We start from the raw sequence: 24,675 nt of genomic DNA on the forward strand, positions 1-24,675 counted from the left end.
GCTTGAATGCAACTACGGGCAGAAATTCAATAATGGATTCCAAAAATGGAATATGTGTTCGATGACCTCGCGCTTTTCGTCGCAATCGTGGAGGCCGGTAGCCTGAATCAGGCGGCGGCGCGCAGCGGCACGCCGCCTGCCACCGTGACGCGCCGTCTGCAGCGGCTTGAACAGCAGCTGGGCGTGCGGCTCCTGCACCGTTCCGCGCGCCGCCTCGTGCCCACGGCCGAGGGCTGGCAGTACTACGCGCAGTGCCGCCCCTTGCTGCATGCGCTGACGCAGGCCACCCAGTCGCTCGACCAGTCGATGCATCAGGTGAGTGGCTCGATCCGCGTGCTGGCGCCGGTGAACCTTGCCAACGGTGCGCTGCTGGGGGCCTGGCCCGGCTTTCTTGCGCGCTATCCGGCGGTGAGCCTGGAACTGGAGCTCAGCAACGAGGTGCAGGACATCGTCGGGCGCGGCGCCGACCTCGCGATCCGTGTTGGTCCGCAGGCGGATTCGTTGCTGGTGCAACGCCGGCTGGGGCGGATCGAGCTGGTGCTGGTCGCCTCACCCGCCTACCTCGCCCAGCATGGCAGCCCGGCCGACCCGGATGCGCTGTCGCAGCATGCGCTGATCGTCGCCGAGCCGATCCGCGCGTGGCGCTTTCGCGATCCGGCGAGCGGCGCCGAGCGTACGCTGATGCCAACCGCGAGCCGCTTGCGCGTGAACGACATGCGGCTGGCCGTGACCATGGCGGAGCAGGGCTTCGGGCTCTTGCTGTGCCCGATGACCGAATGCCATGCGGCGGTCGAGCGTGGTGCGCTGACGCGCGTGCTGGAGCCCTGGCGCCCTGCGGGCCGCGATGTATTTGCCGTGTGGCCGCAGCAGGGTTTCACGCCGGCGCGGGTGAAGGCCTTGATCGAGCATCTGGCCGCCTACGCGGCGATGTCACCGCTGCTAGGCGGCGACCACCAGGCAGTCGCGGCCGGCGGCCTTGGCGCGTAGCAAAGCCATGTCGGCGCGCTGCAGCAGGTTGTCGAGCCGGTCGTCGCGCGCAGGGTCGAAGTGGGCGATGCCGATGCTCAGCGTGCAGTTGATCCGGCGACCCTGCCAGCAGTGCGCGCATGCCGCGCAGCATGCGCGCAGGCGCTCTGCGGTCCGGTGGGCTTCGGTGGCGTCGGTGTCCGGCAGCAGTACGAGAAACTCCTCGCCGCCGTAGCGGCCGATCACGTCGGTTTGCCGAAGGGCGCCCTGCAGCGCGATCGCCAGTCGCCGAAGTACATCGTCGCCTGCTGCATGGCCGAAGCGATCGTTGATCTCCTTGAAGTGATCCAGATCCAGCATCAGTGCGGCCAGCGGCTGCCCGCTGCGCTGCGCGCGGCTGAATTCCCGCGCGGCCAGTTCGAACAGGTGGCGGCGGTTGTAGAGGCGCGTCAGTTCGTCATGGGTAGCGAGGTCGGTCAGGCGCCGGTTGGCGTGTTCGAGCTCCGCCGTGCGCGCGACGACGCGCTGCTCGAGCGCCTCGTTCGCGTCGCGCAATGAGGCTTCGGCGCGGCGCAGTGCGGTGACATCGCGCGAGATGCCGAGGATGTACTCGACCCGCCCGGACTCGTCGCTGGCGGGCACCAGCAGCGTCTGCCAATAGCGGGGCTCAGTGCCCGCCGGGCCACCGGTCTCCTCGTAGGTCATCGCTTCGCCGCTCGCGACGCAATCGCGATAGTGCTGCAGGGTGGCGGCCAGGTAGTCCGGCGGCACGACTGCATCCAGCTCAAGCCCGGCGACTGCATCGCTGGCCCGACCGATCACGCCGGCCAGCACCGGGTTGATCGCCTCGATGACGAAGCGTCCATCGGATTCACAGCGGATCACGAACACGCTGTCCGGGAAACGCAGCCACAACTGCTCAAACGCGGGGAAGCGCCGCCTCAGCAGCGTAACGAAACGTCGCGGCAATCGGGACTCCGCTCGCGGGTTCATGGTCGGTCACAGGCTGCAAACAGTGCGCCGCTGGCGCCTGACACCGATCAGTGGCCAGGCAGCAACCGTTCAGTGACAGCACATCACAGAGCGCGCTCGCCGATGGTGACCCAGCGCAAATGCGAGGGTGCGGGGCTCAGTTCAACGAGGGGTCGCGGCGCAGCCGCTCGGCAATCAGGTCGACGAAGCTGCGGATCTTGGCCGAGGCGTTGCGGCCCTCGCGATGCAGCACATGGATCGGCATGCGTGCCGGTTCGTACTCGCTCAGCACCACCTTCAGTTCGCCGGCGGCCAGTTGCGGCGCGATCTGGTACGAAATCAGGCGCGCGATGCCGGTGCCGCGCAGCGCCGCTTCGATGGCCGCGTCGTTGCTGGTGACGGTGAGGCGGGGCTTGATGCGCACGGCGACGGGCGTGCCGTCGCGCATGAACTTCCATTCGACGGTCGGGCTCAGGCTGCTGGCGACGATGATCGGGTGTTGCGCGAGGTCTTCCGGCTGCTGCGGGATGCCGTGCTGTGCGAGGTAGGCCGGTGACGCGCAGATCACCCGTCGCACATGGCCCACGCGCAGCGCCTTGTAGCTGGAGTCGGCCAGCTCGCCGATGCGGATGCCGACGTCGATGCCTTCTTCGAGCATGTTGACGACGCGGTCGAGAAACATCGCGGACACCGTGGTGTCCGGGTAGCGCTGCAGGTAGTCGGTGATGCCAGGCATCACGTACATGCGGCCGAACAGCACCGGCGCGGTAATCGTCAGGTGGCCGCGCGGTTCGGCATTGATGCCCACCGCGGCTTCGTCCGCTTCGTCGGCTGCGGCGATCACGCGCCGTGCGTCGTCCAGATAGCGCTGGCCGGCCTCGGTCACGCGCACATAGCGGGTGGTGCGGGTCAGCAGCTTCACGCCGAGCCGCTCTTCCAGTGCCGCGATCGCGCGGGTGACCGCCGGTGGCGACATCGCCAGCTTGCGCGCACCGCCTGCGAAGCTCTCGGCTTCGGCCACCGCGACAAACACGCTCATCAGATGCAGTCGATCCATGTGCCCGGGCTCCGTTCTTTTATTCCACCAAACGCAAGTATCAATTGTATTCGATGTGGATTCTTCTCTTGGGTGGAAGTTGGAAGAATGCATCCATCCGCTGAGCTCCTGCGACGCGGCAACGAAACCCAGCACCTCCATTGAAAGGAAGTCCCATGAGCCGTATCAACGTCGTCACCCTCGAAACCGCCAACGCCGAACAGAAGGCGCTGCTCGAAGCGATCCAGTCGCAGCTGGGCATGGTGCCCAACTTCCTCAAGGTCTTCGCGAACTCGCCGGTTGCGCTGCGCGCCTTCCTTGGCCTGCATGGCGTGGCGAACGAGGGCAGCCTCGACGCCGCCACCCGCGAACGCATCGCACTGGCGCTGGCGCAGCAGAACGCCTGCGAGTACTGCCTCTCGGCGCACACCGCGATCGGCCGCAAGGCGGGCCTCACCGGTGACGAGATCAGCGCCAACCGTGCCGGCACCAGTCAGGACGCCAAGGCCGCCATCGCGGTGAAGTTCGCCCGCTCGCTGGTCGAGCACAGCGGCGACGTCACCAGCGCCGAGATCGCCGAGGCGCGCGCCGCCGGCTACAGCGACGCCGATCTGGTCGAAATCATCACCCACGTCGGCATGAACGTGCTGACCAACATCCTGGGCAAGGCGAGCCGGCTGGAGATCGACTTCCCCAAGGTCGCGCTCAACGCAGTGGCCTGACCTGCTCCCGATTGGAGAAGCACCATGGACGACATCACCGTCTACTCGGGCGAGCACTGCCCGTTCTGCACCGCCGCCAAGTCGCTGCTCGATTCGCGCGGCCTGCGCTACACCGAGATTAAGGTCAGCGAAGACCCCGTCCGCCTGCATGAAATGATCGAGCGCAGCCAGCGCCGCACGGTGCCGCAGATCTTCTTCGGCGAGCGCCACATCGGCGGGTTCGACGACTTGCAGGCGCATTTCGGCGGGCAAGGCTGAACGCGCCACCCCACGATTCACACACCCCACACAAGGAGCCTTCGGGCTCCTTTTTTTCGTTCACGCGCCGAGCGTCGGCGGCGGCTTCAGTGTTCCGTTTTGTGGAACAAATTATTGCTCTGCGCGCGGATTCTTCTTTGATTCGGAAGTTGAAAGAATGCAGTCACCCCGCAGCACACGGTGTGCGGCGGAATCCGAAACCAACCGAACACAGGAGTTACACCATGTCCCGCATCGCCATCCCGTCCGTCGAACAATCGCCCGTCGCCTCCAAGCCGCTGCTCGACGCGGTCCACAAGCAGCTGGGCGTCGTCCCCAACCTGATGAAGCTGGTCGGCAACAGCCCGGCGGCGCTCGAAGGCTACCTCTCGCTCAACGGTGCGCTGGCCAAGGGCGTGCTGAGCGTGCAACTGCGTGAGCGCATCGCGCTGGCGATTGCCGAATACAACGGCTGCGACTACTGCCTCTCGGCCCACACCTATCTGTCGACGCATGTCGCGAAGATCGACGCAGCGGAAATCGACGCTGCCCGCGACGCGTACTCGGCTGACGCGAAGACGCGCGCCGCGCTGCAGTTCGCCCGCCGTGTGGCTGCCGAACGGGGCCGCGTCAGCGATGCCGACCTGGCCAGCCTGCGTGCTGCGGGTTTTGACGACGCCAGCGTGGTCGAGATCGTGCTCAACGTCGCGCTCAACGTGCTGACCAACTACATCAACAACGTGGCCGAAACCGACGTGGATTTTCCGCACGTCACCCGCAAGGCCGCCTGATTGCTGCCCCCCCGGTGGCCTGACGCCCTGCGCGCAGGCCACCGCCCCTGAACGAAAGGACTTCCGCCATGCCCCGCGCTTTCGCCGACATCAGTTTCACCCCCAGCGTCAAAGCAGCGCAGACGCGCTACGGCAGCCGTGAGAACAATCTCGGCTTCGAGCTGGCGGAAGACCCCCGCAACGAACTGCAAGACCACGACATCGAATTCATCGAGGCGCGTGACAGCTTCTACCAGGCCAGCGTGGGCGAGAACGGCTGGCCCTATGTGCAGCACCGCGGCGGCCCGGCCGGCTTCCTGCGTGTGCTCGACGCCCGCACCATCGGCTACGCCGATTTCCGCGGCAACCGGCAGTACCTCAGCGTCGGCAACCTCAACGCCAACGAGCGCATCTCGCTGATCCTGATGGACTACGCGAACCGCCGCCGCCTCAAGATCTGGGGCCGCGCGCGCATCGTGCATGAGGCCGACGCGCCCGAACTGATCGCGCAGCTTGAAGTGCCCAGCTACCGCGCCCGCGTGGAACGCGGCGTGCTGATCCATGTCGAGGCGATCGAGTGGAACTGCCCGCAGCACATCACCCCGCGCTTCACCGAGGCGGAACTCGATCAGATGATCGAGCCCTTGCTCGAAGAGAACCGCGCCCTGCGCGCCGGCGCAATGGCCGCACGCTCACCGAACGAACTCGGCCACGGCGAACTGGAACTGGTGATCAGCGGCGTGCGGCAACTGAGCCCCCGCGTGCGGGCCTACGAACTGCGCCACCCGCTCGGCGCTGAATTGCCGCAGGTCAGCGCCGGTTCGCATCTGCAGGTGCCGGTGCGCCTGCCCGATGGCAGCGAGGCGACGCGGCACTACTCGATCAGCTCCAACCCGGCGCGCCGCGATGCGTACGAGATCGCCGTGCTGCAGCACGAAAACGGCAGCGGCGGTTCAGCCTTCGTGCATCAGCACTACCAGCTCGGCATGCGCCTGCGCTGCGGTATGCCGCGCAACGACTTCGCGCTGCACGACGATGCGCGCCCGGCGGTGCTGATTGCCGGTGGCATCGGCATCACGCCGATCAAGGCGATGGCGCTCGCGCTCAAGGCGCAGGGCCGTGCGTTCGAGATCCACTACGCCGGGCGCAACGCAGGCGACATGGCCTACCGCGACCGCATGCAGCGCGAGTTCGGCGCACGCCTTACGGTGTGGGCGAGTGATCAGCGCGCCATGCCGGTGGCCGAGGTGTTGCGCAACGCGCCCGCCGATGCGGTGATCTACGTATGCGGCCCGCAACGCCTGATCGACGGCGTGCAGGCCGCCGCTGCCGAGTTGGGTGTCGCCGTTGATCGCATCCGTAGCGAGCGCTTTGTCGCGCCGACCGGCGACGGCAGCGCGCAAGCGATCGAAGTGGAACTGCGCCGCAGCGGCAAGACGATTCACGTCGCGCCGACGCAGAGCATCCTCGCCGCGGTGGAAGCCGCCGATGTGCCGGCCCGATCGGACTGCCGGGTCGGCAACTGCGGCAGCTGCGCGGTGAAGGTCATCGAAGGCACGCCGCAGCACGCCGACACCGCCCTCAACGAACGCGAACGCACGCAGGGCCGGCAGATGTGCATCTGCGTTTCGCGTGCCAGCACGCCCAAGCTGGTGCTCGAGCTCTGAGCCCCGACCGTCACAAGGACGCCACCATGATCCAGCTCTACGAATTCCCGCTCTCCGGCAACAGCCACAAGGTGCGCCTGATGCTGAGCCTGCTCGGCCTGCCCTACCAGAGCGTGGTGGTGAGCGCCGCCACGCGCGAGCACAAATCGCGCGACTTCACCGCAATGAACCCCTTCGGCCAGGTGCCGGTGCTCACTGACGGCGACGCCGTCGTGCGCGACAGCCAGGCGATCCTCGTCTACCTCGCCAGCCGCTACGGCGGCGCGCAGTGGTGGCCGCAAGATCCGGCCGCGCTCGCGGCGGTGTCGGCATGGCTATCCACCGCGGCCAACGAAGTCGCCCGCGGCCCCAACGCGCTGCGCTTGCACCACAAATTCGGCCGCGCTGGCATCGCGCTCGACGAGGCCACTCAGATCACCGAAGCCCTGCTTGGCATCCTCGAAACCCGGCTTGCTCAGCATGACTGGGTCGCATTGGAGATCCCCAGCATCGCGGATGTCGCCGTCTACCCTTACATTGCCCTGGCACCCGAAGGCCGCGTCGATCTAGCCGCCTACCCTGCCGTGCGCAACTGGCTTGCCCGCATGCAAGCGCTGCCCGGCTACGTCGGCATGCCCGGCATCTGACCCCTCTCCCTCAACCCGCACACCCACTTTGACAGGAGCCCCCATGAGCTCGAACACGGAAGCCCGCCCGCCGCTGCCGCCCTTCACGCGCGAGACAGCGATCCAGAAAGTCCGCATGGCCGAAGACGCCTGGAACAGCCGCGACCCCAAGCGCGTGGCGCTGGCCTATACGCCCGACAGCCAGTGGCGCAACCGCGCTGAATTCCCGCGCGGCCGTACCGAAATCGAAGCCTTCCTCACCCGCAAGTGGGCGCGCGAGATCGAATACCGCCTGATCAAGGAACTCTGGGCCTTCACCGACAACCGCATCGCGGTGCGCTTCGCCTACGAATGGCGCGACGACGCCGGCAACTGGTTCCGTTCCTACGGCAACGAGAACTGGGAGTTCGACGAGAACGGCCTCATGGCCCGCCGCTTCGCCAGCATCAACGACCTGCCGATCGCCGAGTCGGAACGCAAGTTCCACTGGGCGCAGGGGAGACGGCCGGATGAGCATCCGGGGCTGAGTGAGTTGGGGCTATAGGCCGCGTGCTCCCATTGGCCGGGAGCAGCGCGGCGCGCGCCCTCGTCAGCTTACGTCCTTGCGCGATGCGGCCACAGACGTACCGCCAGTGCCGCAAGTGCCGTGCTTCCGGCGAAGGCGCACAGGCCTCGCCAGCCGGCGAGATCCAATGCGAGGCTGCCAAGCGCTGACCCCCCGGCCATGCCCACGAACATCGCGCCGATCAGCAAGGCATTGAGCCGGCTACGCGCACCGGGCTCCAGGCCATAGACGATGCTCTGGTGCGCGATCAGTGAGGCCTGTACGCCCAGGTCGAAGACGAGTGTTCCGGCGATCAGCATGCCGAGGCTGTGTGGCAGCAGCGCAAAGCCGGCGAAGCTGATGATCACGAGTACCGCGCCAATGCGTGTGACGTGTTCGGGCCCACGGCGGTCGGCGAGGCTACCTGCAACCGGCGCAGCGAGTGCGCCGATCGCGCCGGCAAGGCCGAACGCGCCCGCGATAGCACTGCCGTAGCCAAACGGGGGCTGGTGCAGCATCACGGCAAGGGTTGACCAGAACGCACTGAATGCCGCGCTGAGCAGCCCTTGGGCGAGGGCAGCGCGCCGCATGTCGGCATGGCGCCGCGATAGCGTGACGAGCGAGCCGAGCAGGGCCGCATAGGGCAGATCGGTGCTCGGCGCGAAGTGGGGCAGGCGGCGCGCGGCCACAATGCCAAGTAGCGCGACCAAGCCCGCAGCGATCATGAACAACGCGCGCCAGCCGAACAGTTCCGTCACGAGTCCGCTCGCCACCCGCGACAGCAGGATGCCGAGCAACAGGCCTGTCATCACACTGCCGACGATCTTGCCGCGGCGGCTTTCCGGCGCCAGTGCCGCTGCTGCGGGCACCGCATCCTGCGCAAGGCTGGCGGTGATGCCGATGACGACCGACAGGGCGCCGAGTTGCGTGATCGACTGTGCAGCCGCGGTTGCAAGCAGGGCCAGCGCGAGCAGCGCCACCTTGCACAGGATGATCGTACGGCGATCGAAGCGATCACCCAGCGGCGCAAGCAAAAGGATCCCGAGCGCGTAGCCGAGTTGCGTCAGCGTGGGGATACGGCCGATGACGGTTGGCGAAGCATGGAACTCAGCCGCCAGCGTGCTCAACATCGGCTGGTTGTAGTACAGCGACGCGACGCTGAGGCCCGCTGCGCTCGCGAGTAGAAAAACGAGGCCCGCATCAAGCGGTGTATCGGCGTTCTGCAAGGGCTTCTCTGTCGACAGGACTTGGGTGTTCATGGGCGACCTGCATAGGGATGATTTTGTGCAGGCAGTCTGAGAGCGTTCCGGTCTGCGCGGTAGGCGTATGAAGCGAAGAACGGCTATACACTTAACGTATGAAACCGAGCCTGGATCGCCTCGCGCTGATGCAAACCTTCGTGCGGATCGTGGAGGCCGGCAGCCTCTCCGCCGCGGCGCTGCAGATGAATGCAACCCAGCCCACGATCAGCCGGCGCCTCAAAGCGCTCGAAGAGTCGCTGGGGCTGACCCTGCTACACCGGACCACGCACGCGATGATGTTGACCGAGGCCGGCGCGCGCTACTTCGAACGCGCAAAGGACTTGCTGGCCGCGTGGGGCGAATTCGAGTCGGGCCTGCGCGGGGCGATCGACGAGCCGCAAGGCGTGCTGCGCGTGGTCGCACCGCATGCGTTCGGGCAGCACCATCTGGTTGGCCCGCTCAGCGAATATCTTGAGCGCTACCCCAAGGTTTCAGTCGAATGGCTGCTGCACGACGCGCCGCTGAACTTCATCGAGCAGGGTGTCGACTGTGCCATCCGGGTGGGTGCGGTCAGCGATCTATCGGTGGTTGCGCTCAAGCTGGCCGAGGTGCCGCGCATCGTTGTCGGCAGTCCTGCGTTGCTCAGTGGCCACTCAACACCGCGAACCCCGGACGACTTGGCTGACCTGCCGTGGCTGGCCTTGCGACCCTTCTATCGGAATGACGTGACGCTGCGCGATGCCGATGGCACCGAGGTCAGCATCGCGATCCAGCCACGCATCGCGTCGGACAGCCTCTACGCGATCCGCAGCGCACTGTTGCGCGACGTCGGCATTGCCGTGGTATCCGCCTGGGTGGTCGAAGACGAGCTCAAGCGCGGCGCTCTGGTGCAGCTTGCCCCGGACTGGGGAGCACCGCCTCTGCCGGTGTACCTGATGTACCCCTACGCCGCACACTACCCCGCCAAGCTGCGCAGCTTTGTCGACTTCATGCGGCATGCGATGGATGTGTTGCCAGGCGCGGAGCGCAGCTGCAGCAAGCGCGCTGGCGTCTGAGTCCAGGCGGAGCCGGATGCCTGCTGCATCACGCCGAAGCGTGGAAACAACAAGGGCCGCAGACGCGGCCCTTGTGCTTGAAGAGAAGGCTCGAATCAGACCTTGTGATAGACCTGTGCGCCGGTCTTCACGAACTCCACCGACTTCACTTCCATGCCCTTCTTCAGCGCCTCTTCTTCCGACACGCCTTGCGCGGCGGCGAAGTCGCGCACGTCTTGCGTGATCTTCATCGAGCAGAAGTGCGGGCCGCACATGGAGCAGAAGTGGGCGACCTTGGCGCCTTCCTGCGGCAGGGTTTCGTCGTGGTACGAGCGCGCGGTATCGGGGTCGAGGCCGAGGTTGAACTGGTCTTCCCAGCGGAACTCGAAGCGCGCCTTGCTCATCGCGTTGTCGCGGATCTGGCTGGCCGGGTGGCCCTTGGCGAGATCGGCGGCGTGGGCGGCGATCTTGTAGGCGATGATGCCGGCCTTCACGTCGTCCTTGTTCGGCAGGCCAAGGTGTTCCTTCGGGGTGACGTAGCACAGCATGGCGCAGCCGTACCAGCCGATCTGCGCGGCGCCGATGGCGCTGGTGATGTGGTCGTAGCCCGGCGCGATGTCGGTGGTCAGCGGGCCCAGCGTGTAGAACGGTGCTTCGTCGCACCAGTCCAGCTGCAGGTCCATGTTCTCCTTGATCAGCTGCTGCGGCACATGGCCGGGGCCTTCGATCATCACCTGCACATCGTGCTTCCACGCAATCTGCGTGAGTTCGCCGAGCGTCTTCAATTCACCGAGCTGCGCTTCGTCGTTGGCGTCCCAGATCGAGCCGGGGCGCAGGCCATCGCCGAGCGAGAAGGCCACGTCGTAGGCCTTCATGATTTCGCAGATCTCTTCGAAGTGCGTGTAGGTGAAGTTTTCCTTGTGATGCGCGAGGCACCACTTGGCCATGATCGAGCCGCCACGGCTGACGATGCCGGTCATGCGGTTGGCAGTCATCGGCACGTACTTGAGCAGCACGCCGGCGTGGATCGTGAAGTAGTCGACACCCTGCTCGGCCTGCTCGATCAGCGTGTCGCGGAAGATCTCCCAGGTCAGGTCTTCGGCCTTGCCGTTCACCTTTTCCAGCGCCTGGTAGATCGGCACCGTGCCGATCGGCACCGGTGAATTGCGCAGGATCCATTCGCGCGTTTCGTGGATGTTCTTGCCGGTCGAGAGATCCATCACCGTGTCGCCGCCCCAGCGGATGCTCCATGTGAGCTTGTCGACCTCTTCCTGAATCGACGACGACACCGCGCTGTTGCCGATGTTGGCGTTGATCTTGGTGAGGAAGTTGCGGCCGATGATCATCGGCTCGCTTTCGGGGTGGTTGATGTTGCTCGGGATGATCGCGCGGCCGCGGGCGACTTCGTCACGCACGAACTCTGGCGTGATGACGTCCGGAATCGCGGCGCCGAAGCTCTGCCCCGGGTGACGACGGCCCATGAAGGCGGCCATCTTCTCGCCAGTGGGGCCGGTGGCCTTCAGCGATTCGATGTAGGCGGCGCGGTTGAGGTTCTCGCGGATGGCGATGAACTCCATCTCCGGCGTGATGATGCCGCGGCGCGCGTAGTGCATCTGCGTGACATTGGCACCTGCCTTGGCGCGGCGCGGCTTGCGCTGAAGGTTGAAGCGCAGTTCGTCGAGCTTCTTGTCGGCTTCACGCGCACGGCCGTATTCCGACGACAGATGCGGCAGCACTTCGGTGTCGCCGCGTTCCTCGATCCACTTTGCGCGCAGCGCGGCGAGGCCGTTGCGCACATCCACCTTCACCGCCGGATCGGTGTAGGGGCCGGAGCAGTCGTACACATAGATCGGCGGGTTCTTCTCGCCGCCGAAAGCCGTGGGCGTGTCGGCCTGCGTGATCTCGCGCATCGGTACGCGGATGTCGGCGCGCGAGCCTTCGAAGTACACCTTGCGCGAATTGGGCAGCGGCTGGATGGCGGCCTCGTCGACATGCGCGTTCGAGGCGATGAATTGTTCTTTGGCGTTCATGGTGCTTCCTCTCTTGGGGCGGGGAGGAAGCAGGCAGGCGGGCAGGGTGCCCGGTGGCGGCTTCGCCTCCCTACGCCGGCATGACCCGGATCAGGTGCAGAGGGTGTCTCTCACCCCGACTTCCGGGGACCCCTGGCGAAACGAAGAGGCTAACCAATGGGGCAAGGGCTGGCAAGTCGGATCTGTCCGCCCAGGCTGGGCGCGCCTTGGCGGGAACGGGCGCAGCCGGCGCCCTGTCTCAAGCCGTGAGAACTCGGCCCGTTATGTAGCTTGTGGGCCCGCGGCTGCGCCTGAGGCGGCAACCGTTGATCCGGTCGGGCGAGCGGAAATCGGCGCGGTGGTATACAAAGGACTGATGATTACTGGAGGTGCAAGCATGTCAGCAACAGCGCGAATCCTGCCGATGGTGGCGGCGCTCTGGCTTGGTGCGTGTGCCACGGCGCCCGAGCCGCCTCCGCCCGCGCCGCCCGAACCGGCGCCCGCGCCGGCGATCTCGTCGGTGGAGCCTGTCGTACCCGCGGCCAAGCCGGCGGCACCGGCGAAGCCAGCCAAACCGAAATCGAAGAAGGCCGAGAAAGCCGAGAAGGACAAAGCCGCTGCTGCGGCCGCTGCGGCAGCGGCGGGTACGACCGCCGTTGCCCCACCCAAGGTGGAGGGTGAGGCCGCGCTGCCGCCGGCGCCGGTCGCCAAGCCCGAACCGGAGATCAAGGGGCCGGCCTGGCTTTCGCGTTGTGTCACGAAGCGCTACGAAGGCGGGGCGATCCTGTGTGACGCCGATTCGCTGCTCGCGAATCCCTCCGGCAACATCAAGGTCTATGCACGTGACCAGAACCTTGCCGGGCCGGTCGCCAACGGTGGGCGGATCGAGTATCGGCCGGGCCTACCGCGCCGCTACCGGCTGTTCGTGTTCCCCTGATTCACCGGCACCGCAGGCATGCGGCGCCCGATGGCCACGCAGGTCATGACCCCGGCGGCGAATAGCCACATGCCGGGTTCGACGAGCTCGCCGAACAGGAAGGCGGCTGCCAACAGGGTCAGGAAGGGCTGCAGCAGCTGAATCTGGCTGATGCGCGCGATGCCGCCCTTCGCAAGGCCGCGATACCAAGCGAAGAAGCCGAGAAACATGCTGAAGGCACTGACGTAGCCGAAAGCCCCCCAGGCAGCGAGCGAGGCCGGCTGCCAGTGCAACGGATAGACCAGCAGCACCACCAGGATCAGGGGCGCGGCGATGATCAGCGCCCAGCAGATCACCCTTTCCGCCGGCATCTCGCGGGCGAGCATCGCCCCTTCGGTATAGCCGACCGCTGCGGCCAACACGGCGCCCGTCAGCGCGAGGTCGGCAGCGCCCAGTTGGCCATCGCCAACGCGGAAGGCATGGGCCAGCACCAGCGCACTACCGAGTGCTGCGCACAGCCACCACTGCAGCGTTGGCCGCTCCTTGGCGCGCCAGGCACCGCCTGCGGCGGTGGCGAGTGGCAAGAGGCCCGCGATGATCGCGCCGTGGCTTGAATCCACCGAACGCATTGCCCACGCACTGAGCAGCGGAAACCCCACGACAACGCCCAGCGCAACGACGACGAGCCGCCGCACCTGATGCCGCGTAGGCCAGGGTGCCCGCTGCCATTGCAGCACCAGCAAGGCGAGCAGCGCCGCAACGATGGCGCGGCCGAGGCCGACGAATACCGGGTCCAGTTCAGCGACCGCCACACGCGTCATCGGGAAGGTCAGGCTGAAGCTGGCCACGCCGAGAAAGCCCAGCAGGTAGGCGCCGGTTGCTGGCGCTGCAGTGCGCATCGGCCTCATTCCACCCAACGGTGCGGTTGCGTGGCCGCACGCGCAATGCGGGTCTCGTTACGGCTCAGCAGCCTCAGGTTGTGTGCGTCGTAGCGGTAGATCGCATCGTCGCCCCAAACCGTCAGCACTGCATTGCGCGCATCCAGCGACAGCTGCGATACACCTCGGCGCTGTGGCGCGCGCAGCACGCCGAATTCGCTGACGCCTTGCCGGATGCCAACGGCGTGCACCGCACCGGTGTCCGCTTCGGCCCAGAACACGATCTGGCGTTCGGCCCAGACCACTTCCGGGCGCGGCGGGCCAGCGTCTGCGGTGGTGGCGCACAGGGCCAGCGCGGCGGCGATGTAGCGGACATACGGGCGGGGGCGCCGTTGCGAGGGGGCTTGTGGTGAGAGGAGCTGCGACATGGTGACCTCCGTTGCGTTTGAACGGACAATACCGGACACTTGGCGCATTTAACCCTGACACTTGTTGTGGCGTGTGCGGGACCGTACCGGTCGTTTCGCCATGACACCTGCACGCGGAGTACCCCATGCTGAGCCTTACTCTCGACACATCGACCAGCCTGCCGCTGGTGGAGCAGATCGTGCGCGGCGTGCGCGAGCAGATCGACGACCGCTTGCTGCGCGGCGGCAGCCGGCTGCCACCGATCCGCCAGTTCGCCACGCACTACGGCGTGAGCCGCTTCACCGTGGTCGAGGCCTACGAACGCCTGGTCGCACTTGGCTACCTGCAGTCGCGCCGTGGCTCCGGCTTCTATGTGCAGTCACGCGACGACAGCGGGCCAGTGCGCGCCGCGGAGCCGGTGCCGGATCGCGCGCTCGATGTGGCCTGGGTGGTGCGCAGCGGGCTTGATGCGCCGGATGAACAGCTACGCGCGAGCGCCGGTTGGCTGCCGCCTTCGTGGTTGCCTGAGGACGAGATCCGCCGCCAGTTGCGGGCGATTGCGCGCGAAGAGAATCCGCGGCTCACCCGCTATGGCAACTCCATGGGTTACCTGCCGCTGCGCGAACAGATCTGCGTGCGGCTGGCGGCACGCGGCGTCGCGGCCCAGCCCGAACAGGTGCTGCTGACGCAGGGTGCGTCACAGGCGCTGGATCTGGTGGCGCGGCATCTGGTGCGCCCGGGCGATGCGGTGCTGGTGGATGACCCCGGCTACCACGCCTTCTTTGGCAACCTGCGGCTGCAAGGCGCCCGCCTGATCGGCGTGCCGCGCACCGCGCAGGGGCCGGACCCGGAGGCGCTGGAACGGCTCGCGGCCGAGCACAAGCCGCGCTTCTTCTACACCCAGTCGGCGCTGCACAACCCGACCGGCACCGATCTCTCGCCGGCCGTTGCGCACCGCGTGCTGCGCTGTGCCGAGCAGCATGACTTCGCGATCCTGGAGGACGACGTGTTCGGCGGCTTCCAGCCCACGCCGACGGTGCGGCTCGCAACGCTCGACCAGCTTGCGCGGGTGATCTACGTGAACAGCTTCTCGAAAACCATTTCGGCGGATCTGCGCGTCGGCTATGTGGCCGCGAATCCGGCGCTGATCGCGGCCTTGCGTGATCTGAAACTGCTCACGAACAACACCTCGCCGGAGATGAACGAATCGGTGGTGCACGGCATGCTGATCGGCGGGCAGTATCGCCGCCACTGCGAACGCTTGCGCGAACGGCTCGACGCCGCGCGCGCCAGCACGCTGCGGATGCTGGAGCGCACCGGCTGCGAAGTGCCCTACGTGCCGTCGGCAGGCGTCTTCCTGTGGGTACGCAAGACCGGCGTGGAGGACGCCGCGCCGCTGGTGGACGCAGCGGCACAGGCCGGCATCCTGCTCGCGCCGGGGCAAACGTTCAGGCCGCAGATGCAGGCCTCGCCGTACTTCCGCATCAACATCGCCTACGGCGGCGATCGTCGGCTGGAGCGCTTCCTGTCGCAGTACGCGCAGGGCTGAGGCGCGATCCGGAGCGGCCGCTAGACGGCGTCGGCACTGGCAAGGCAGTCGAGCAGCACGGCGGCCCACAGCCGCGCAGTGACCGACGGGTAGTAGCTCAGGTAAAAGCCGGTTGCGGCGGGCTTGGCGTCGGCCAGCGGAATCTCAAGCAGGCGCCCGAGGTTGATCTGCTCAGCCACCAGATAGCGCGGCAGCAGCGTGATGCCCAGCCCGGCGCGCACGCCTTCGAGCAGCGCGAAGCTGTTGCCGAGCACCCGCGTATCGGCCAGCGATGCCAGTTCCAGCCCCGCTACTGCAAGCAGATCACCCCAGCTGTGGCTGCGCTCGGCATTGCGCAGCAGCAGGCGGTGGCGGGCCAGCGTGCTCACCGTGTCCGGAATGCCGTGTGCGTCGGCGTAAGCGCGGCTGCACACCAGCACGTTCGCGCTGGTCAGCAGCGGTTCGTGCACCAGCCTCTCCTCGTTCGGCTCGTTGCGCACGGCGAGGTCGAAGCGGCTATCGACCAGCGCAACCGGCTGGTCGGACAGATGCAGGTCGACGATCAGGCCGCGTGCCTCGATTTGCGGCAGGCGCGGCGTGATGTAGCAGCTGCCGAGGTCCACCGGCGCCGTGACGCGGATGCGCTGGCGTTCGCTGCCGACGCGGATCATGTCCAGCGTGCGCTCGATCGACTTCTCGGCGAGTCGGTATTCCTCCAGCAACAGCGCACCGCGTTCAGTGAGCTTGAGCGGCTGGCCATGGCCGCGGATGAAGAGCGGAAAGCCCAGCCGTTCTTCGAGCTGGCGGATCTGGTAACTCACGCCGGCCTGCGTCAGCGCCAGTTCCTCCGCGGCCTTGGAAAAGCTCGCATGGCGCGCCACCGCAGCAAAGCCCGGCAGATGATGCAGCAGGGTTCTGATCACAAGTAGAACTTATAAAAACAGAAGAAATACAAGTTTGGCTTTTGATTGGCCGCCGCGCAAGATGCAGTCATGGCCCCGCTGACGGGGCGTGGTTGAAAGGATTCAGGCATGAAGATCGAGCACGTCGCGATCTGGGCGGCGGACCTTGAAGCACAGCGGCGTTTCTACGAAACGCGCTTCGGCGCTACCGCCGGCGATCGTTACCACAACACGCGCAAGGACTTCCGCTCCTACTTCCTCAGGTTCGCCGATGGCGCGCGGCTCGAGCTGATGGCGATGCCCGGCATCCCCGCCAGTCAGGATAGCGTGGCGGCCCAACGTCTCGGGCTGATCCATCTGGCCTTCTCGGTCGGCAGCCAGGAAGCGGTAGACCAGCACCATGCGCAAAGCGTGGCCGAAGGGCTGCGCGTGCTCGACGGCCCGCGCTGGACCGGCGATGGCTACTACGAATACGTGCTGCTCGATCCGGAAGACAACCGAATCGAAGTCACGATCTGAGGGGCGGTTCGAAACACGCCCTGTACACGCAACAAGGTTGAACAAAGATGAACGGAATACGACTGATCGCCTGCGATCTGGATGGCACCCTGCTCGACGAACAGAAGCAGCTGCCGGCTGACTTCGCCCACACGCTGGCGCAACTCGCGGCGCGCGATGTGGTGTTCTGCCCGGCGAGCGGGCGGCAGTATCACAGCATCCTGGCGCTGTTTCCCGAGCTGGCGGCGACGATGCCGGTGATCGCGGAAAACGGCGCGCTGGTGATGATGGGCGAGCGGGAGCTGGCGTCGAGCTGCCTCGCGCGCGCGGATGTGAGCGAACTGGTGGCGATCTGGCGCGGGCTGGTGCAGCAGGGCCTCGATGTCGGCGCGGTGATGTGCGGCAAACGCTCGGCCTATGTCGAGCGCGGCGGCACGGGATTCATCGACGAGGTCGCCAAGTACTACCCGCGGCTGGAAGTGGTCGATGACCTCGCCGCCGTGGCGGATGACTTCCTCAAGCTGGCCCTGTGCGTGCCGGGATCTGCCGAACGCGACATCTACCCGCACTTCGCGGCGCTCGGTCCGTCACTCAAAGCGGTGGTATCGGGCGAGCGCTGGGTCGACGTGATGGCGGCAGGCGTCAACAAAGGGCGCGGGCTGCAGCAGTTGCAGGCGGCGCTGGGCATCGCCCGTGAGCAGACGATGGCCTTCGGCGACTTCGTCAACGACCTTGAAATGCTCGACGAGGCCGCCCACTCCTACGCGATGAAGAACGCGCATCCGGCGGTCGTGGCGCGTGCGCGTTTCCGCGCGCCCTGCAATACCGAGCGCGGCGTGCAACGGGTGATCCACAGCCTGCTGGCCGGCGCAGCGGTCTGAGCCCGAGGTGGTGCAGGGCGGCCCGGCGAGCCGGGCCGTGTTTCAGCGCGCCAGCCGGTACATCGCCATGCTGGCGAGGAAGTTGGCCTCTTCGGCCACCGGTTTGTCTTCGTCGAACGCGGCGCGCTCAAGGATGCGGATGCCGCGCTGCTCGCACAGCGCCTCGAAATCCGCGATCGTGAAGAAGCGGACGTTCGGCGTGTCGTACCACTCGTAGGGCAAGGTCTCGGAGACCGGCATGCGGCCGTTGAGGATCGCCTGCCGGTGCTTCCAGTAACCGAAGTTCGGGAAGCTCACCACCGCTTCGCGGCCGACGCGCAGCATTTCGTCGAGGATCTTCTCGGTGTGGTGCACCGCCTGCAGCGACAGGCTCATGATCACGTGATCGAACTGGCCGTCGTTGAAATCGGTGAGGCCCTTCTCAAGGTCGATCTGCAGCACATTGACGCCGTTGCGGATGCAGGCCACGACGCGATCGGGGTCGGCTTCCACGCCGTAACCCTTGATGCCCCGGGTGTCACGCAGGAAGGCGAGCAGGCTGCCGTCACCGCAGCCGAGGTCCAATGCGGTATCGCCGGGCTGCACCCAGCGCGCGATCACTTCAAAGTCGAAACGGGTAGACATCTCAAACTCCAATGCCGTCGAACCACGCGCGCAACACCGCGTGGTACTGCGGATCGTCGAGCAGGAAGGAGTCATGGCCGGCCGTGCTTTCCAGCTCGGCGTAGCTGACCTTGAGACCGTTCTGGATCAGCGCGAACACCAGCTCGCGCGAGCGCTCTGGCGAGAAGCGCCAGTCGGTCGAGAACGAGGCGACGAAGAAGTCGGCCTTGGCGCGCGCGAGCGCGGCGGCGAGGTCGCCGTCGTAGTCGAAGGCCGGGTCGAAGTAGTCCAGCGCCTTGGTCGCCAGCAGATAGGTGTTGGCGTCAAAGTAACCGGCGAACTTGTCGCCCTGATAGCGCAGGTAGGACTCGATCTCGAACTCCACGTCCCAGTGGTACTTGTGCTCGCCGTGGCGCAGCTTGCGGCCGAATTTCTCGCCCATCGCGTCGTCCGACAGATAGGTGATGTGGCCGACCATGCGCGCGAGCTTGAGGCCATTCACTGGCACCACGCCGTGCTCGTAGTAGTGGCCGCCGTGGAATTGCGGGTCGGACTTGATCGCCTGCCGCGCGACTTCGTTGAACGCGATGTTCTGCGCCGAGAGTTTCGGCGCCGCGGCGATGATCGCGGCGTGGCGCACGCGGTCCGGGAAGGCCAGCGTCCACTCCAGCGCCTGCATGCCGCCGAGGCTGCCGCCCACCACGGCCGCGAAGCGTTCGATCCCCAGCAGATCGGCCAGCCGGGCCTGTGCCGCGACCCAGTCTTCCACCGTCACGAAGGGGAAGTCCGCGCCCCAGGGCTTGCCAGTGGCCGGGTTGATCGAGGTCGGCCCGGTCGAGCCATAGCAGCCGCCCAGGTTGTTCACCCCGATCACGAAGAACTTGTTGGTATCCAGCGGCTTGCCGGGGCCGACAAGGTTGTCCCACCAGCCCACACTCTTGGGTTTGCCGGCGTAGGTGCCCGCCACATGGTGCGAGCCTGACAGCGCGTGGCAGACCAGCACCGCGTTGTCGCGCTGGGCGTTAAGGGTGCCGTAGGTCTCGTAGACGAGATCGTAGGCTGGCAGCACCGCGCCGCTTTTCAGCGTGAGCGGCTCTGCGAAATGCGCCGTCTGCGGCGAGACGACGCCAACGGATCCGGAAGAAGTCATGGTTGCCCGTCAGAAAAACAAAAACCCGACCGGCTCTCGGAGAGCAAACGGTCGGGCTGCCCTCGCTTTAGCCGGATTTGTATTGCGCCCGCAAGCTGTAGATCAAATCGGCGCAGTGGCAGGAAACTAACGCGGGGGCGGCTGGAAGTCAAACCGCCGCATCAAGGCAGGAAAGAAAACGGTGGGCCGCCGCATGTGGGCGGCCCGCCGTCAGGAGCGTCTCTCCCGGTCCGCTCAAAGCCTGAACTTGGATACCGCTGCGCGGAGTTCTGCCGCCATCGATTCGAGGTCGTTCACCGAGCCGGCGCTGCGGGTGATCGCCGCATTGGTCGAATCGCTCATCTGCGCGATCCGCTCGATGTGCTCGGCAATCGCATGGCTGGCCGCGCTTTGTTCGTTGTAGGTCTCGACCAGTTCGGCGACTTCGTGGCGGGTCGTATCGGCCCCGCTCTTGAGCGAGCCGAGGGCCGGGCCGAGGCGGCTGATCGCTTCGACCGACGAATTCGCCTGGGTGGCCGATGCGCGCATCACGCGGGCGACACTTTCGGTCTCACCGTGGATCGCGCCGAGCGCGGTCATGATCTCGCTGGTTGCCTTGCCGGTCTTCTCGGCCAGCTTGCGTACCTCGTCCGCCACCACTGCGAAGCCGCGCCCCTGTTCGCCGGCGCGCGCCGCTTCGATCGCGGCGTTGAGCGCGAGCAGGTTGGTCTGGTCGGCGATCTCCTTGATGATGCCGGCGATGCCGCTGATGCGGGTGGAGTGTTCTTCGAGGCGGCCGATGTTTGACGCTGCGGTATTGACCGACTCGGCAACGCGGCCGACTTCGTCGCTCGCGGCGTCGGCCAGTACCGAGCCTTCTTCCGACATGCGATGGGCGTTCTGGGCTTCTTCGCGCACCCGCGCGGCGCGCTCGGCGACATGGTCGAGGCCGGCGGTCATCTCCTGCACGGCGGCGGCGATGCCGGCGGCGGCTTCGCTCTGCTGTGCGGCACTGCCTTCGATCTCGTGATAGGCACCATTCAGGTGCTGGGCGGCGCCGGCGATATTGGCGCTCGATTGCTCGATTGCACCGATCATCGCGCGCAGCTGCTGCTGCATCGCGTCAAGCGCGGTCAGCAGCTTGCCGGTCTCGTCGTTGCGCTCGACGCGGATCTCGGTGCTCAGGTCGCCGTCGGCAATCTTCTCGGCCAGCTTGACCGATTGCCCCAGTGGCTTCGTGACCGAGCGGATGATCGAGAACGACAGTGCGACGGCGGCGATGAGGCCGACCAGCGCAATTGCCATGGTGGTGTTCTTGATCTTCGCGGCGTTAGCAGCCACGGCGGCATTGGACGCTTCGTTCTCCTTCACCTGCATCTTCAGCAGCGCTGTGAGGGCGTCGATCGCCTGCTCGAACGCCGGCAGCGCGTTCGAGCGGAACTCGGACACCGCCTGCATGCGGTCGCCCTCACCGTACATCTTCACCATCTTGTCGCGTGACTCGGTGAATTCGGCGTAGTGGGTCTGGAATTCCTTGATGTGCTTCTTGGAAGCAGCATCGGTCATCGACTTGAAAACCGTCTGCAGCCCCTTCATTGCGTCGGCATCGAGCTGACGCATGGCCTCGAAGTGCTCTTCGGCGGTCTTGACGTACTGGGTCTCCATCGCCAGCACGATGCGCATGCGGCTACGGTGCAGCGTGTCGAGCGAAACACCGAGCAAGGACATCGGCACCGTGTGCTGGGTGTAGGCGCTTTCCATCTGCGCGGTGGCGGTGCTGAGCCCGGAACGACCCAAGGCCACGACGACAACGACGAGGGCAAGCAGGAAACTGGAAAGAAGAACCAGTCGGGACGATATCCGCAGATTCTTGATCATTTTTTTGGAACTCCGGAGAGGGGACTGGCCATGTACAGCACGGTTATCGGTGCGGGCCCCGGAAACTTGAGCAATCCCGGTCAGGTTTTGCCCTTTTTTGCGATTGACGCGGCGCCGCCATGGATGCATCGGGCGCATTGCCGAAAAGCTGACATGGACTTGTCGCCCATATGCGACAGGGCGCTCTCGTTCGACCGAAAAACATGACGCTGGCTTGCCGCTCGCCTATAACGACAGTCCGCCCGAGTGAACTGTCGTCCCGCTGGAGGACGGCGCCGGAGGTTTCCGATGTCCGCTTTGCCGCATCTGATCGGCCAATCCGAGGTCTTCCTGCATGCGCTGCGCCTGATCGAGCGCCTGGCGCGTTTCGACGCGCCCGTGCTGATCACCGGTGAAACTGGCACCGGCAAGGAAGTCGCGGCGCGGGCGATCCATTACCTGTCGGCGCGGCGCGAGGCGCCCTTTGTGCCACTCAACTGCGGCGCCTTGCCCGATGCGCTGATAGAAAGCGAGCTGTTTGGCGCAGAGCGGGGCGCCTATACCGATGCACGGCAGACGCGCGGCGGCCTCATCGAAGCGGCCGATGGCGGCACGCTGTTCCTCGACGAGCTGGATGCGCTGCCGCCGCGCGCTCAGGTTTCGCTATTGCGCTTTCTGCAGGACCAGAGCTATCGCCCGCTTGGCTGCAGCCGCGAACGGGCGGCGAACGTACGTGTGGTGGCCGCGTCCAGCCCGCGGCTGACGGCGCTGATCGAAGCCGGGAGCTTTCGCCCGGACCTGGCCTGGCGCCTCAATGTGCTGGCGATCGAGCTGCCGCCGCTGCGCGAACGGCCGGGCGACGCCAGCCTGCTGGCCGAGCACTTCCTTGTTCGCTACGCCCGGCGCTATGGACTCGGTCCCTGCTCGCTCGACCCGGCGAGCCTGCAATGGCTCGAAACCCATCTCTGGCCCGGCAATGTGCGCGAACTGGACAACCTGGTCCACCGCAGCCTGTTGCTGTGCGAGGGCGGCGTGCTCCGGCTGGGTGGCCAGTCCGCCCCGGTGCCGCGACCGTCCGCATCCGGCCCGCTGTCATTCAACGAAGCGCGTGCGGCGGCGATCGAGCGCTTCGAGCGGCAGTACCTCGAAAACCTGATGCGCGAAGCGGGTGGCAACGTCAGCCTGGCGGCGCGGATCGCAGGCAAGGAACGCCGCTGCCTCGGCAAGATGTTGAAGAAGTACGGCCTTGACCGCGGCGCCGTGGCCTCGACACCCGCGACTGGGTCATTCCAGACCCACCCGGGTGAAATCGCACCCGCCCCGCGCGAACGCCGCTCCCCGGCGCGGCGGCATCTGCCGGTCGCATTCGAGCGGCGCAGCTTGAACTCCTGAGGCCGGCGCCGGACGGCCAGGGGGTGGGTCGCCAGCCACCCGGCCGTTCGGCGCAGCCGCATCCCGGCGGCAATCAATCCCCATTCAAATCAGTCGCTTGCGTTTAGTTGCAGGGACTGGCACGCCATTCGCATAAGCGGGCTGTTGCGCCTGATGGAGGTTGGCGTGTGTCCAGCCAGCGATTCGCATGTGGGTCGGGTCGTCGAAGCGATCGAGAGCTACCTCTCCGCGCACCCCGGGGCGGCGGATAGCGAGCTAGGCATTGCCGAATGGTGGCTGCCCACCGAGGGGGTCGATGCCGATCCGCGCGACGTGGCGGCGGCACTTGATTGGCTGGTGGCGCACGCACGGGTTGAACGTCAGACCTTGCCCGATGGCCGCGTGATCTTTCGCGTGGCGCGCGAGACAAGTCAGGGGGATCACTGAGTGGCTGGAACCAACGCGATCGCGACTGTCAGCAAGACCCTGCAGGGCCTGCTCGCCGAAGCACGGCCCGCGGCGTTTGCCGAGCTGCCGGTCGCCTTGCTGCGGCCAGCCGACTTCGACAACGCCTACAAGGACGTGAAGGACGCGACCGACGGCGGCTTTGGGCTCTTGCTGCACCGCGTCACGATCAACACCGCGCGGCGTTCGCTGCCGCCGCGCACCGCGCCCGATGGCACGCGCCTGCGGCCCTCGCTGCCGGTGGATCTGCACTACCTGCTGGTGAGCTGGCACAAGGATGTCGAGACCAGCCAGATGATGCTGGGTTGGGCGATGCGGCAGGTCGAGGACGTGCCCTTGCTGCCGGCCAGCCTGCTCAATCACTACGCGCCGGCCAGCGACGTTTTTGCGGACAACGAAGGCGTGGAAGTGGTCTGCGACCCGTTGCAGATCGCCGACTGGCTTGGCTTGTGGGACAAGCTCAAACCGCATCTCGTGATCGGCATGACGTATGTGGCGCGCGCGGTCCTGCTCGACTCCAGCGTGCCGCTGCACAGTTACGCGCCGGTACTCGAGCGGGTGTTTCCGGTCGGCGAGGTGACGCCGTGAGCGTGCGCGAGATGGAGCGCCTTCGCCTGCGCCCCGGTGTCGGCCTGCGCCTCGAAGACCCCTTTGGCGGGCCCTTGGGCGAGGGCTTGCAGGCGAGCATCGTGCTTGCCGACAGCGGCCTGCCGCCGGTCTCGCTGCTGCCCACACCGTCCGGGTACTGGACGGCGCAAGGCCTGCCCGGCCTGCGTGCGTGGGAGGCGGGCGAAGGGGACGACCCGGCGCTGCTTGCACGGCTGTTCGAGGTGGCGGTCAACGATCCGCGCGGCCGGGTGCTGCCTAGCCGTTTTCGCGTCCGGCTGCCGCAGAACCGGCTTGCCCATCTGGCCTGCCCCGGCGTTGCGCCAGGCGATCCGCCGATCGAGCACTTCCCGATTCCCCTGTTCGCGGCGCCGGCGCGCAGCGTACCGGCAGGCTGGGCCTGTGTTCGTGCCAGTGTGCGCGAATTGCCGCTGGCCGACCCTGACAAGGCGCCGCCGGCCGCATGGGCGCTGGTCGATGTCTTTCAGGGCGCGACGCGGCTGGCAACAGGGCTGGCCGACGCGCGCGGCGAGGCGCTGCTTGCTTTCCCTTACCCGGAGCCGCCGGATGCGGGCGCCGGTACGCGCAGCGCATTCGATGTGACCTGGCCGCTGACCCTGTCGCTGCGTTATCGCCGGCAGTCCGCGGCGTCGATTCCACTGCTGTGCGATCTGCTCGCACAGCCTGCCAAGCCCGTTGCCCGTTCCGCCGCCGGCGAGCCGCCGGTTGTCGTTATGGGCGCCGATCTCTCCGTCAGCCTGCGCTATGGCCAGCCGCTTGCGGTGGCAACCCCCGGCGCGCGGGCGCTCTTCGTGCAACCCTAGGAGCTC

Annotated in this window: 26 protein-coding genes and 1 riboswitch; of the genes, 16 read left to right on the forward strand and 10 right to left on the reverse strand. The window is 66.6% G+C overall.

Going from position 1 to position 24,675, the window contains the following annotated elements:
• Window positions 1–45: 45 nt before the first annotated feature.
• Window positions 46–987, forward strand: coding sequence for a LysR family transcriptional regulator (locus tag JY500_RS01755; protein WP_246479741.1), 942 nt, complete (start codon window positions 46–48; stop codon window positions 985–987).
• Here the strand turns inward: JY500_RS01755 and JY500_RS01760 are convergent.
• Window positions 940–1,935 (reverse strand): sensor domain-containing diguanylate cyclase, encoded by a 996-nt coding sequence (locus JY500_RS01760; RefSeq protein WP_206254861.1) that lies wholly within the window; start codon window positions 1,933–1,935, stop codon window positions 940–942. The genes JY500_RS01755 and JY500_RS01760 overlap by 48 nt on opposite strands.
• A gap of 160 nt (window positions 1,936–2,095) precedes the next feature.
• On the reverse strand, window positions 2,096–2,995 hold the full coding sequence (locus JY500_RS01765; RefSeq protein ID WP_206254862.1) for a LysR family transcriptional regulator: 900 nt from the start codon (window positions 2,993–2,995) through the stop codon (window positions 2,096–2,098).
• 155 nt (window positions 2,996–3,150) lie between these two features.
• On the opposite strand from JY500_RS01765, the gene JY500_RS01770 reads away from it, so the two are divergent.
• From JY500_RS01770 to JY500_RS01795, 6 genes are all read left to right on the forward strand, one after another.
• Window positions 3,151–3,696, forward strand: coding sequence for a carboxymuconolactone decarboxylase family protein (locus tag JY500_RS01770; RefSeq protein WP_206254863.1), 546 nt, complete (start codon window positions 3,151–3,153; stop codon window positions 3,694–3,696).
• A 24-nt stretch (window positions 3,697–3,720) separates the two neighbouring features.
• Window positions 3,721–3,954, forward strand: coding sequence for a glutaredoxin 3 (grxC, locus tag JY500_RS01775; protein ID WP_206254864.1), 234 nt, complete (start codon window positions 3,721–3,723; stop codon window positions 3,952–3,954).
• Window positions 3,955–4,178: 224 nt separating this feature from the next.
• Window positions 4,179–4,724 (forward strand): carboxymuconolactone decarboxylase family protein, encoded by a 546-nt coding sequence (locus tag JY500_RS01780; protein WP_206254865.1) that lies wholly within the window; start codon window positions 4,179–4,181, stop codon window positions 4,722–4,724.
• Between the two features lie 68 nt (window positions 4,725–4,792).
• Window positions 4,793–6,370: a 2Fe-2S iron-sulfur cluster-binding protein gene (locus JY500_RS01785; RefSeq protein WP_206254866.1), complete on the forward strand. Its 1,578-nt coding sequence runs from the start codon at window positions 4,793–4,795 to the stop codon at window positions 6,368–6,370.
• Between the two features lie 26 nt (window positions 6,371–6,396).
• A complete protein-coding gene (locus JY500_RS01790) occupies window positions 6,397–6,996 on the forward strand; it encodes a glutathione S-transferase family protein (protein WP_246479743.1) in 600 nt (199 codons plus the stop codon).
• A gap of 43 nt (window positions 6,997–7,039) precedes the next feature.
• On the forward strand, window positions 7,040–7,519 hold the full coding sequence (locus JY500_RS01795) for a nuclear transport factor 2 family protein (RefSeq protein WP_206254867.1): 480 nt from the start codon (window positions 7,040–7,042) through the stop codon (window positions 7,517–7,519).
• Between the two features lie 50 nt (window positions 7,520–7,569).
• Here the strand turns inward: JY500_RS01795 and JY500_RS01800 are convergent, their stop codons facing one another.
• A complete protein-coding gene (locus tag JY500_RS01800) occupies window positions 7,570–8,778 on the reverse strand; it encodes an MFS transporter (RefSeq protein WP_206254868.1) in 1,209 nt (402 codons plus the stop codon).
• A 98-nt stretch (window positions 8,779–8,876) separates the two neighbouring features.
• Between JY500_RS01800 and JY500_RS01805 the strand changes: the two genes are divergently transcribed.
• Window positions 8,877–9,815, forward strand: a complete 939-nt coding sequence (locus JY500_RS01805; protein WP_206254869.1) for a LysR family transcriptional regulator — start codon at window positions 8,877–8,879, stop codon at window positions 9,813–9,815.
• 95 nt (window positions 9,816–9,910) lie between these two features.
• Here the strand turns inward: JY500_RS01805 and thiC are convergent, their stop codons facing one another.
• Window positions 9,911–11,824 (reverse strand): phosphomethylpyrimidine synthase ThiC, encoded by a 1,914-nt coding sequence (thiC, locus tag JY500_RS01810; RefSeq protein ID WP_206254870.1) that lies wholly within the window; start codon window positions 11,822–11,824, stop codon window positions 9,911–9,913.
• Between the two features lie 50 nt (window positions 11,825–11,874).
• A riboswitch (TPP riboswitch) is annotated at window positions 11,875–11,968 on the reverse strand.
• A gap of 232 nt (window positions 11,969–12,200) precedes the next feature.
• Between thiC and JY500_RS01815 the strand changes: the two genes are divergently transcribed.
• Complete coding sequence (locus JY500_RS01815) at window positions 12,201–12,740, forward strand: hypothetical protein (RefSeq protein ID WP_172201434.1); 540 nt, start codon at window positions 12,201–12,203, stop codon at window positions 12,738–12,740.
• Here the strand turns inward: JY500_RS01815 and JY500_RS01820 are convergent.
• Window positions 12,716–13,618, reverse strand: a complete 903-nt coding sequence (locus tag JY500_RS01820; RefSeq protein WP_206254871.1) for a DMT family transporter — start codon at window positions 13,616–13,618, stop codon at window positions 12,716–12,718. The two genes, JY500_RS01815 and JY500_RS01820, sit on opposite strands and share 25 nt — an antisense overlap.
• Before the next feature lie 5 nt (window positions 13,619–13,623).
• Window positions 13,624–14,025 carry a hypothetical protein gene (locus tag JY500_RS01825; protein WP_206254872.1) on the reverse strand — a complete coding sequence of 134 codons (402 nt, stop codon included), beginning with the start codon at window positions 14,023–14,025 and terminating at the stop codon, window positions 13,624–13,626.
• A 125-nt stretch (window positions 14,026–14,150) separates the two neighbouring features.
• On the opposite strand from JY500_RS01825, the gene JY500_RS01830 reads away from it, so the two are divergent.
• Window positions 14,151–15,554 (forward strand): aminotransferase-like domain-containing protein, encoded by a 1,404-nt coding sequence (locus tag JY500_RS01830; RefSeq protein WP_206254873.1) that lies wholly within the window; start codon window positions 14,151–14,153, stop codon window positions 15,552–15,554.
• Between the two features lie 20 nt (window positions 15,555–15,574).
• On the opposite strand, the gene JY500_RS01835 is transcribed toward JY500_RS01830, so the two are convergent.
• On the reverse strand, window positions 15,575–16,456 hold the full coding sequence (locus JY500_RS01835; RefSeq protein WP_172201428.1) for a LysR family transcriptional regulator: 882 nt from the start codon (window positions 16,454–16,456) through the stop codon (window positions 15,575–15,577).
• 108 nt (window positions 16,457–16,564) lie between these two features.
• Between JY500_RS01835 and JY500_RS01840 the strand changes: the two genes are divergently transcribed.
• Window positions 16,565–16,954, forward strand: coding sequence for a VOC family protein (locus JY500_RS01840; RefSeq protein WP_172201427.1), 390 nt, complete (start codon window positions 16,565–16,567; stop codon window positions 16,952–16,954).
• Window positions 16,955–17,001: 47 nt separating this feature from the next.
• On the forward strand, window positions 17,002–17,814 hold the full coding sequence (locus JY500_RS01845) for an HAD family hydrolase (protein ID WP_206254874.1): 813 nt from the start codon (window positions 17,002–17,004) through the stop codon (window positions 17,812–17,814).
• 42 nt (window positions 17,815–17,856) lie between these two features.
• Here the strand turns inward: JY500_RS01845 and metW are convergent, their stop codons facing one another.
• The 3 genes from metW to JY500_RS01860 form a co-directional block, all read right to left on the reverse strand.
• On the reverse strand, window positions 17,857–18,438 hold the full coding sequence (gene metW / locus JY500_RS01850) for a methionine biosynthesis protein MetW (RefSeq protein WP_172201425.1): 582 nt from the start codon (window positions 18,436–18,438) through the stop codon (window positions 17,857–17,859).
• A gap of 1 nt (window position 18,439) precedes the next feature.
• A complete protein-coding gene (gene metX, locus JY500_RS01855; protein WP_206254875.1) occupies window positions 18,440–19,567 on the reverse strand; it encodes a homoserine O-succinyltransferase MetX in 1,128 nt (375 codons plus the stop codon).
• Window positions 19,568–19,801: 234 nt separating this feature from the next.
• On the reverse strand, window positions 19,802–21,424 hold the full coding sequence (locus tag JY500_RS01860) for a methyl-accepting chemotaxis protein (RefSeq protein WP_206254876.1): 1,623 nt from the start codon (window positions 21,422–21,424) through the stop codon (window positions 19,802–19,804).
• Window positions 21,425–21,712: 288 nt separating this feature from the next.
• Between JY500_RS01860 and JY500_RS01865 the strand changes: the two genes are divergently transcribed.
• From JY500_RS01865 to JY500_RS01880, 4 genes are all read left to right on the forward strand, one after another.
• Window positions 21,713–22,795, forward strand: coding sequence for a sigma-54 interaction domain-containing protein (locus JY500_RS01865; RefSeq protein WP_206254877.1), 1,083 nt, complete (start codon window positions 21,713–21,715; stop codon window positions 22,793–22,795).
• A gap of 165 nt (window positions 22,796–22,960) precedes the next feature.
• On the forward strand, window positions 22,961–23,221 hold the full coding sequence (locus tag JY500_RS01870) for a hypothetical protein (RefSeq protein WP_172201421.1): 261 nt from the start codon (window positions 22,961–22,963) through the stop codon (window positions 23,219–23,221).
• Complete coding sequence (locus JY500_RS01875) at window positions 23,222–23,827, forward strand: Pvc16 family protein (RefSeq protein WP_172201420.1); 606 nt, start codon at window positions 23,222–23,224, stop codon at window positions 23,825–23,827.
• A complete protein-coding gene (locus JY500_RS01880; RefSeq protein WP_206254878.1) occupies window positions 23,824–24,669 on the forward strand; it encodes a hypothetical protein in 846 nt (281 codons plus the stop codon). Before JY500_RS01875 ends, JY500_RS01880 begins: the two co-directional genes overlap by 4 nt.
• The last annotated feature ends 6 nt before the right edge of the window (window positions 24,670–24,675 follow it).

This window comes from Niveibacterium microcysteis (assembly GCF_017161445.1).
Taxonomy (GTDB): Bacteria; Pseudomonadota; Gammaproteobacteria; order Burkholderiales; family Rhodocyclaceae; genus Niveibacterium; species Niveibacterium microcysteis.

Coding starts and splice junctions, on each gene's coding strand:
- JY500_RS01755 (WP_246479741.1), top strand. CDS start 46: ATGGAATATGTGTTCGATGACCTCGCGCTTTTCGTCGCAATCGTGGAG.
- JY500_RS01765 (WP_206254862.1), bottom strand. CDS start 2,995: ATGGATCGACTGCATCTGATGAGCGTGTTTGTCGCGGTGGCCGAAGCC.
- JY500_RS01770 (WP_206254863.1), top strand. CDS start 3,151: ATGAGCCGTATCAACGTCGTCACCCTCGAAACCGCCAACGCCGAACAG.
- grxC (WP_206254864.1), top strand. CDS start 3,721: ATGGACGACATCACCGTCTACTCGGGCGAGCACTGCCCGTTCTGCACC.
- JY500_RS01780 (WP_206254865.1), top strand. CDS start 4,179: ATGTCCCGCATCGCCATCCCGTCCGTCGAACAATCGCCCGTCGCCTCC.
- JY500_RS01785 (WP_206254866.1), top strand. CDS start 4,793: ATGCCCCGCGCTTTCGCCGACATCAGTTTCACCCCCAGCGTCAAAGCA.
- JY500_RS01790 (WP_246479743.1), top strand. CDS start 6,397: ATGATCCAGCTCTACGAATTCCCGCTCTCCGGCAACAGCCACAAGGTG.
- JY500_RS01795 (WP_206254867.1), top strand. CDS start 7,040: ATGAGCTCGAACACGGAAGCCCGCCCGCCGCTGCCGCCCTTCACGCGC.
- JY500_RS01800 (WP_206254868.1), bottom strand. CDS start 8,778: ATGAACACCCAAGTCCTGTCGACAGAGAAGCCCTTGCAGAACGCCGAT.
- JY500_RS01805 (WP_206254869.1), top strand. CDS start 8,877: ATGAAACCGAGCCTGGATCGCCTCGCGCTGATGCAAACCTTCGTGCGG.
- thiC (WP_206254870.1), bottom strand. CDS start 11,824: ATGAACGCCAAAGAACAATTCATCGCCTCGAACGCGCATGTCGACGAG.
- JY500_RS01815 (WP_172201434.1), top strand. CDS start 12,201: ATGTCAGCAACAGCGCGAATCCTGCCGATGGTGGCGGCGCTCTGGCTT.
- JY500_RS01820 (WP_206254871.1), bottom strand. CDS start 13,618: ATGCGCACTGCAGCGCCAGCAACCGGCGCCTACCTGCTGGGCTTTCTC.
- JY500_RS01825 (WP_206254872.1), bottom strand. CDS start 14,025: ATGTCGCAGCTCCTCTCACCACAAGCCCCCTCGCAACGGCGCCCCCGC.
- JY500_RS01830 (WP_206254873.1), top strand. CDS start 14,151: ATGCTGAGCCTTACTCTCGACACATCGACCAGCCTGCCGCTGGTGGAG.
- JY500_RS01840 (WP_172201427.1), top strand. CDS start 16,565: ATGAAGATCGAGCACGTCGCGATCTGGGCGGCGGACCTTGAAGCACAG.
- JY500_RS01845 (WP_206254874.1), top strand. CDS start 17,002: ATGAACGGAATACGACTGATCGCCTGCGATCTGGATGGCACCCTGCTC.
- metW (WP_172201425.1), bottom strand. CDS start 18,438: ATGTCTACCCGTTTCGACTTTGAAGTGATCGCGCGCTGGGTGCAGCCC.
- metX (WP_206254875.1), bottom strand. CDS start 19,567: ATGACTTCTTCCGGATCCGTTGGCGTCGTCTCGCCGCAGACGGCGCAT.
- JY500_RS01860 (WP_206254876.1), bottom strand. CDS start 21,424: ATGATCAAGAATCTGCGGATATCGTCCCGACTGGTTCTTCTTTCCAGT.
- JY500_RS01865 (WP_206254877.1), top strand. CDS start 21,713: ATGTCCGCTTTGCCGCATCTGATCGGCCAATCCGAGGTCTTCCTGCAT.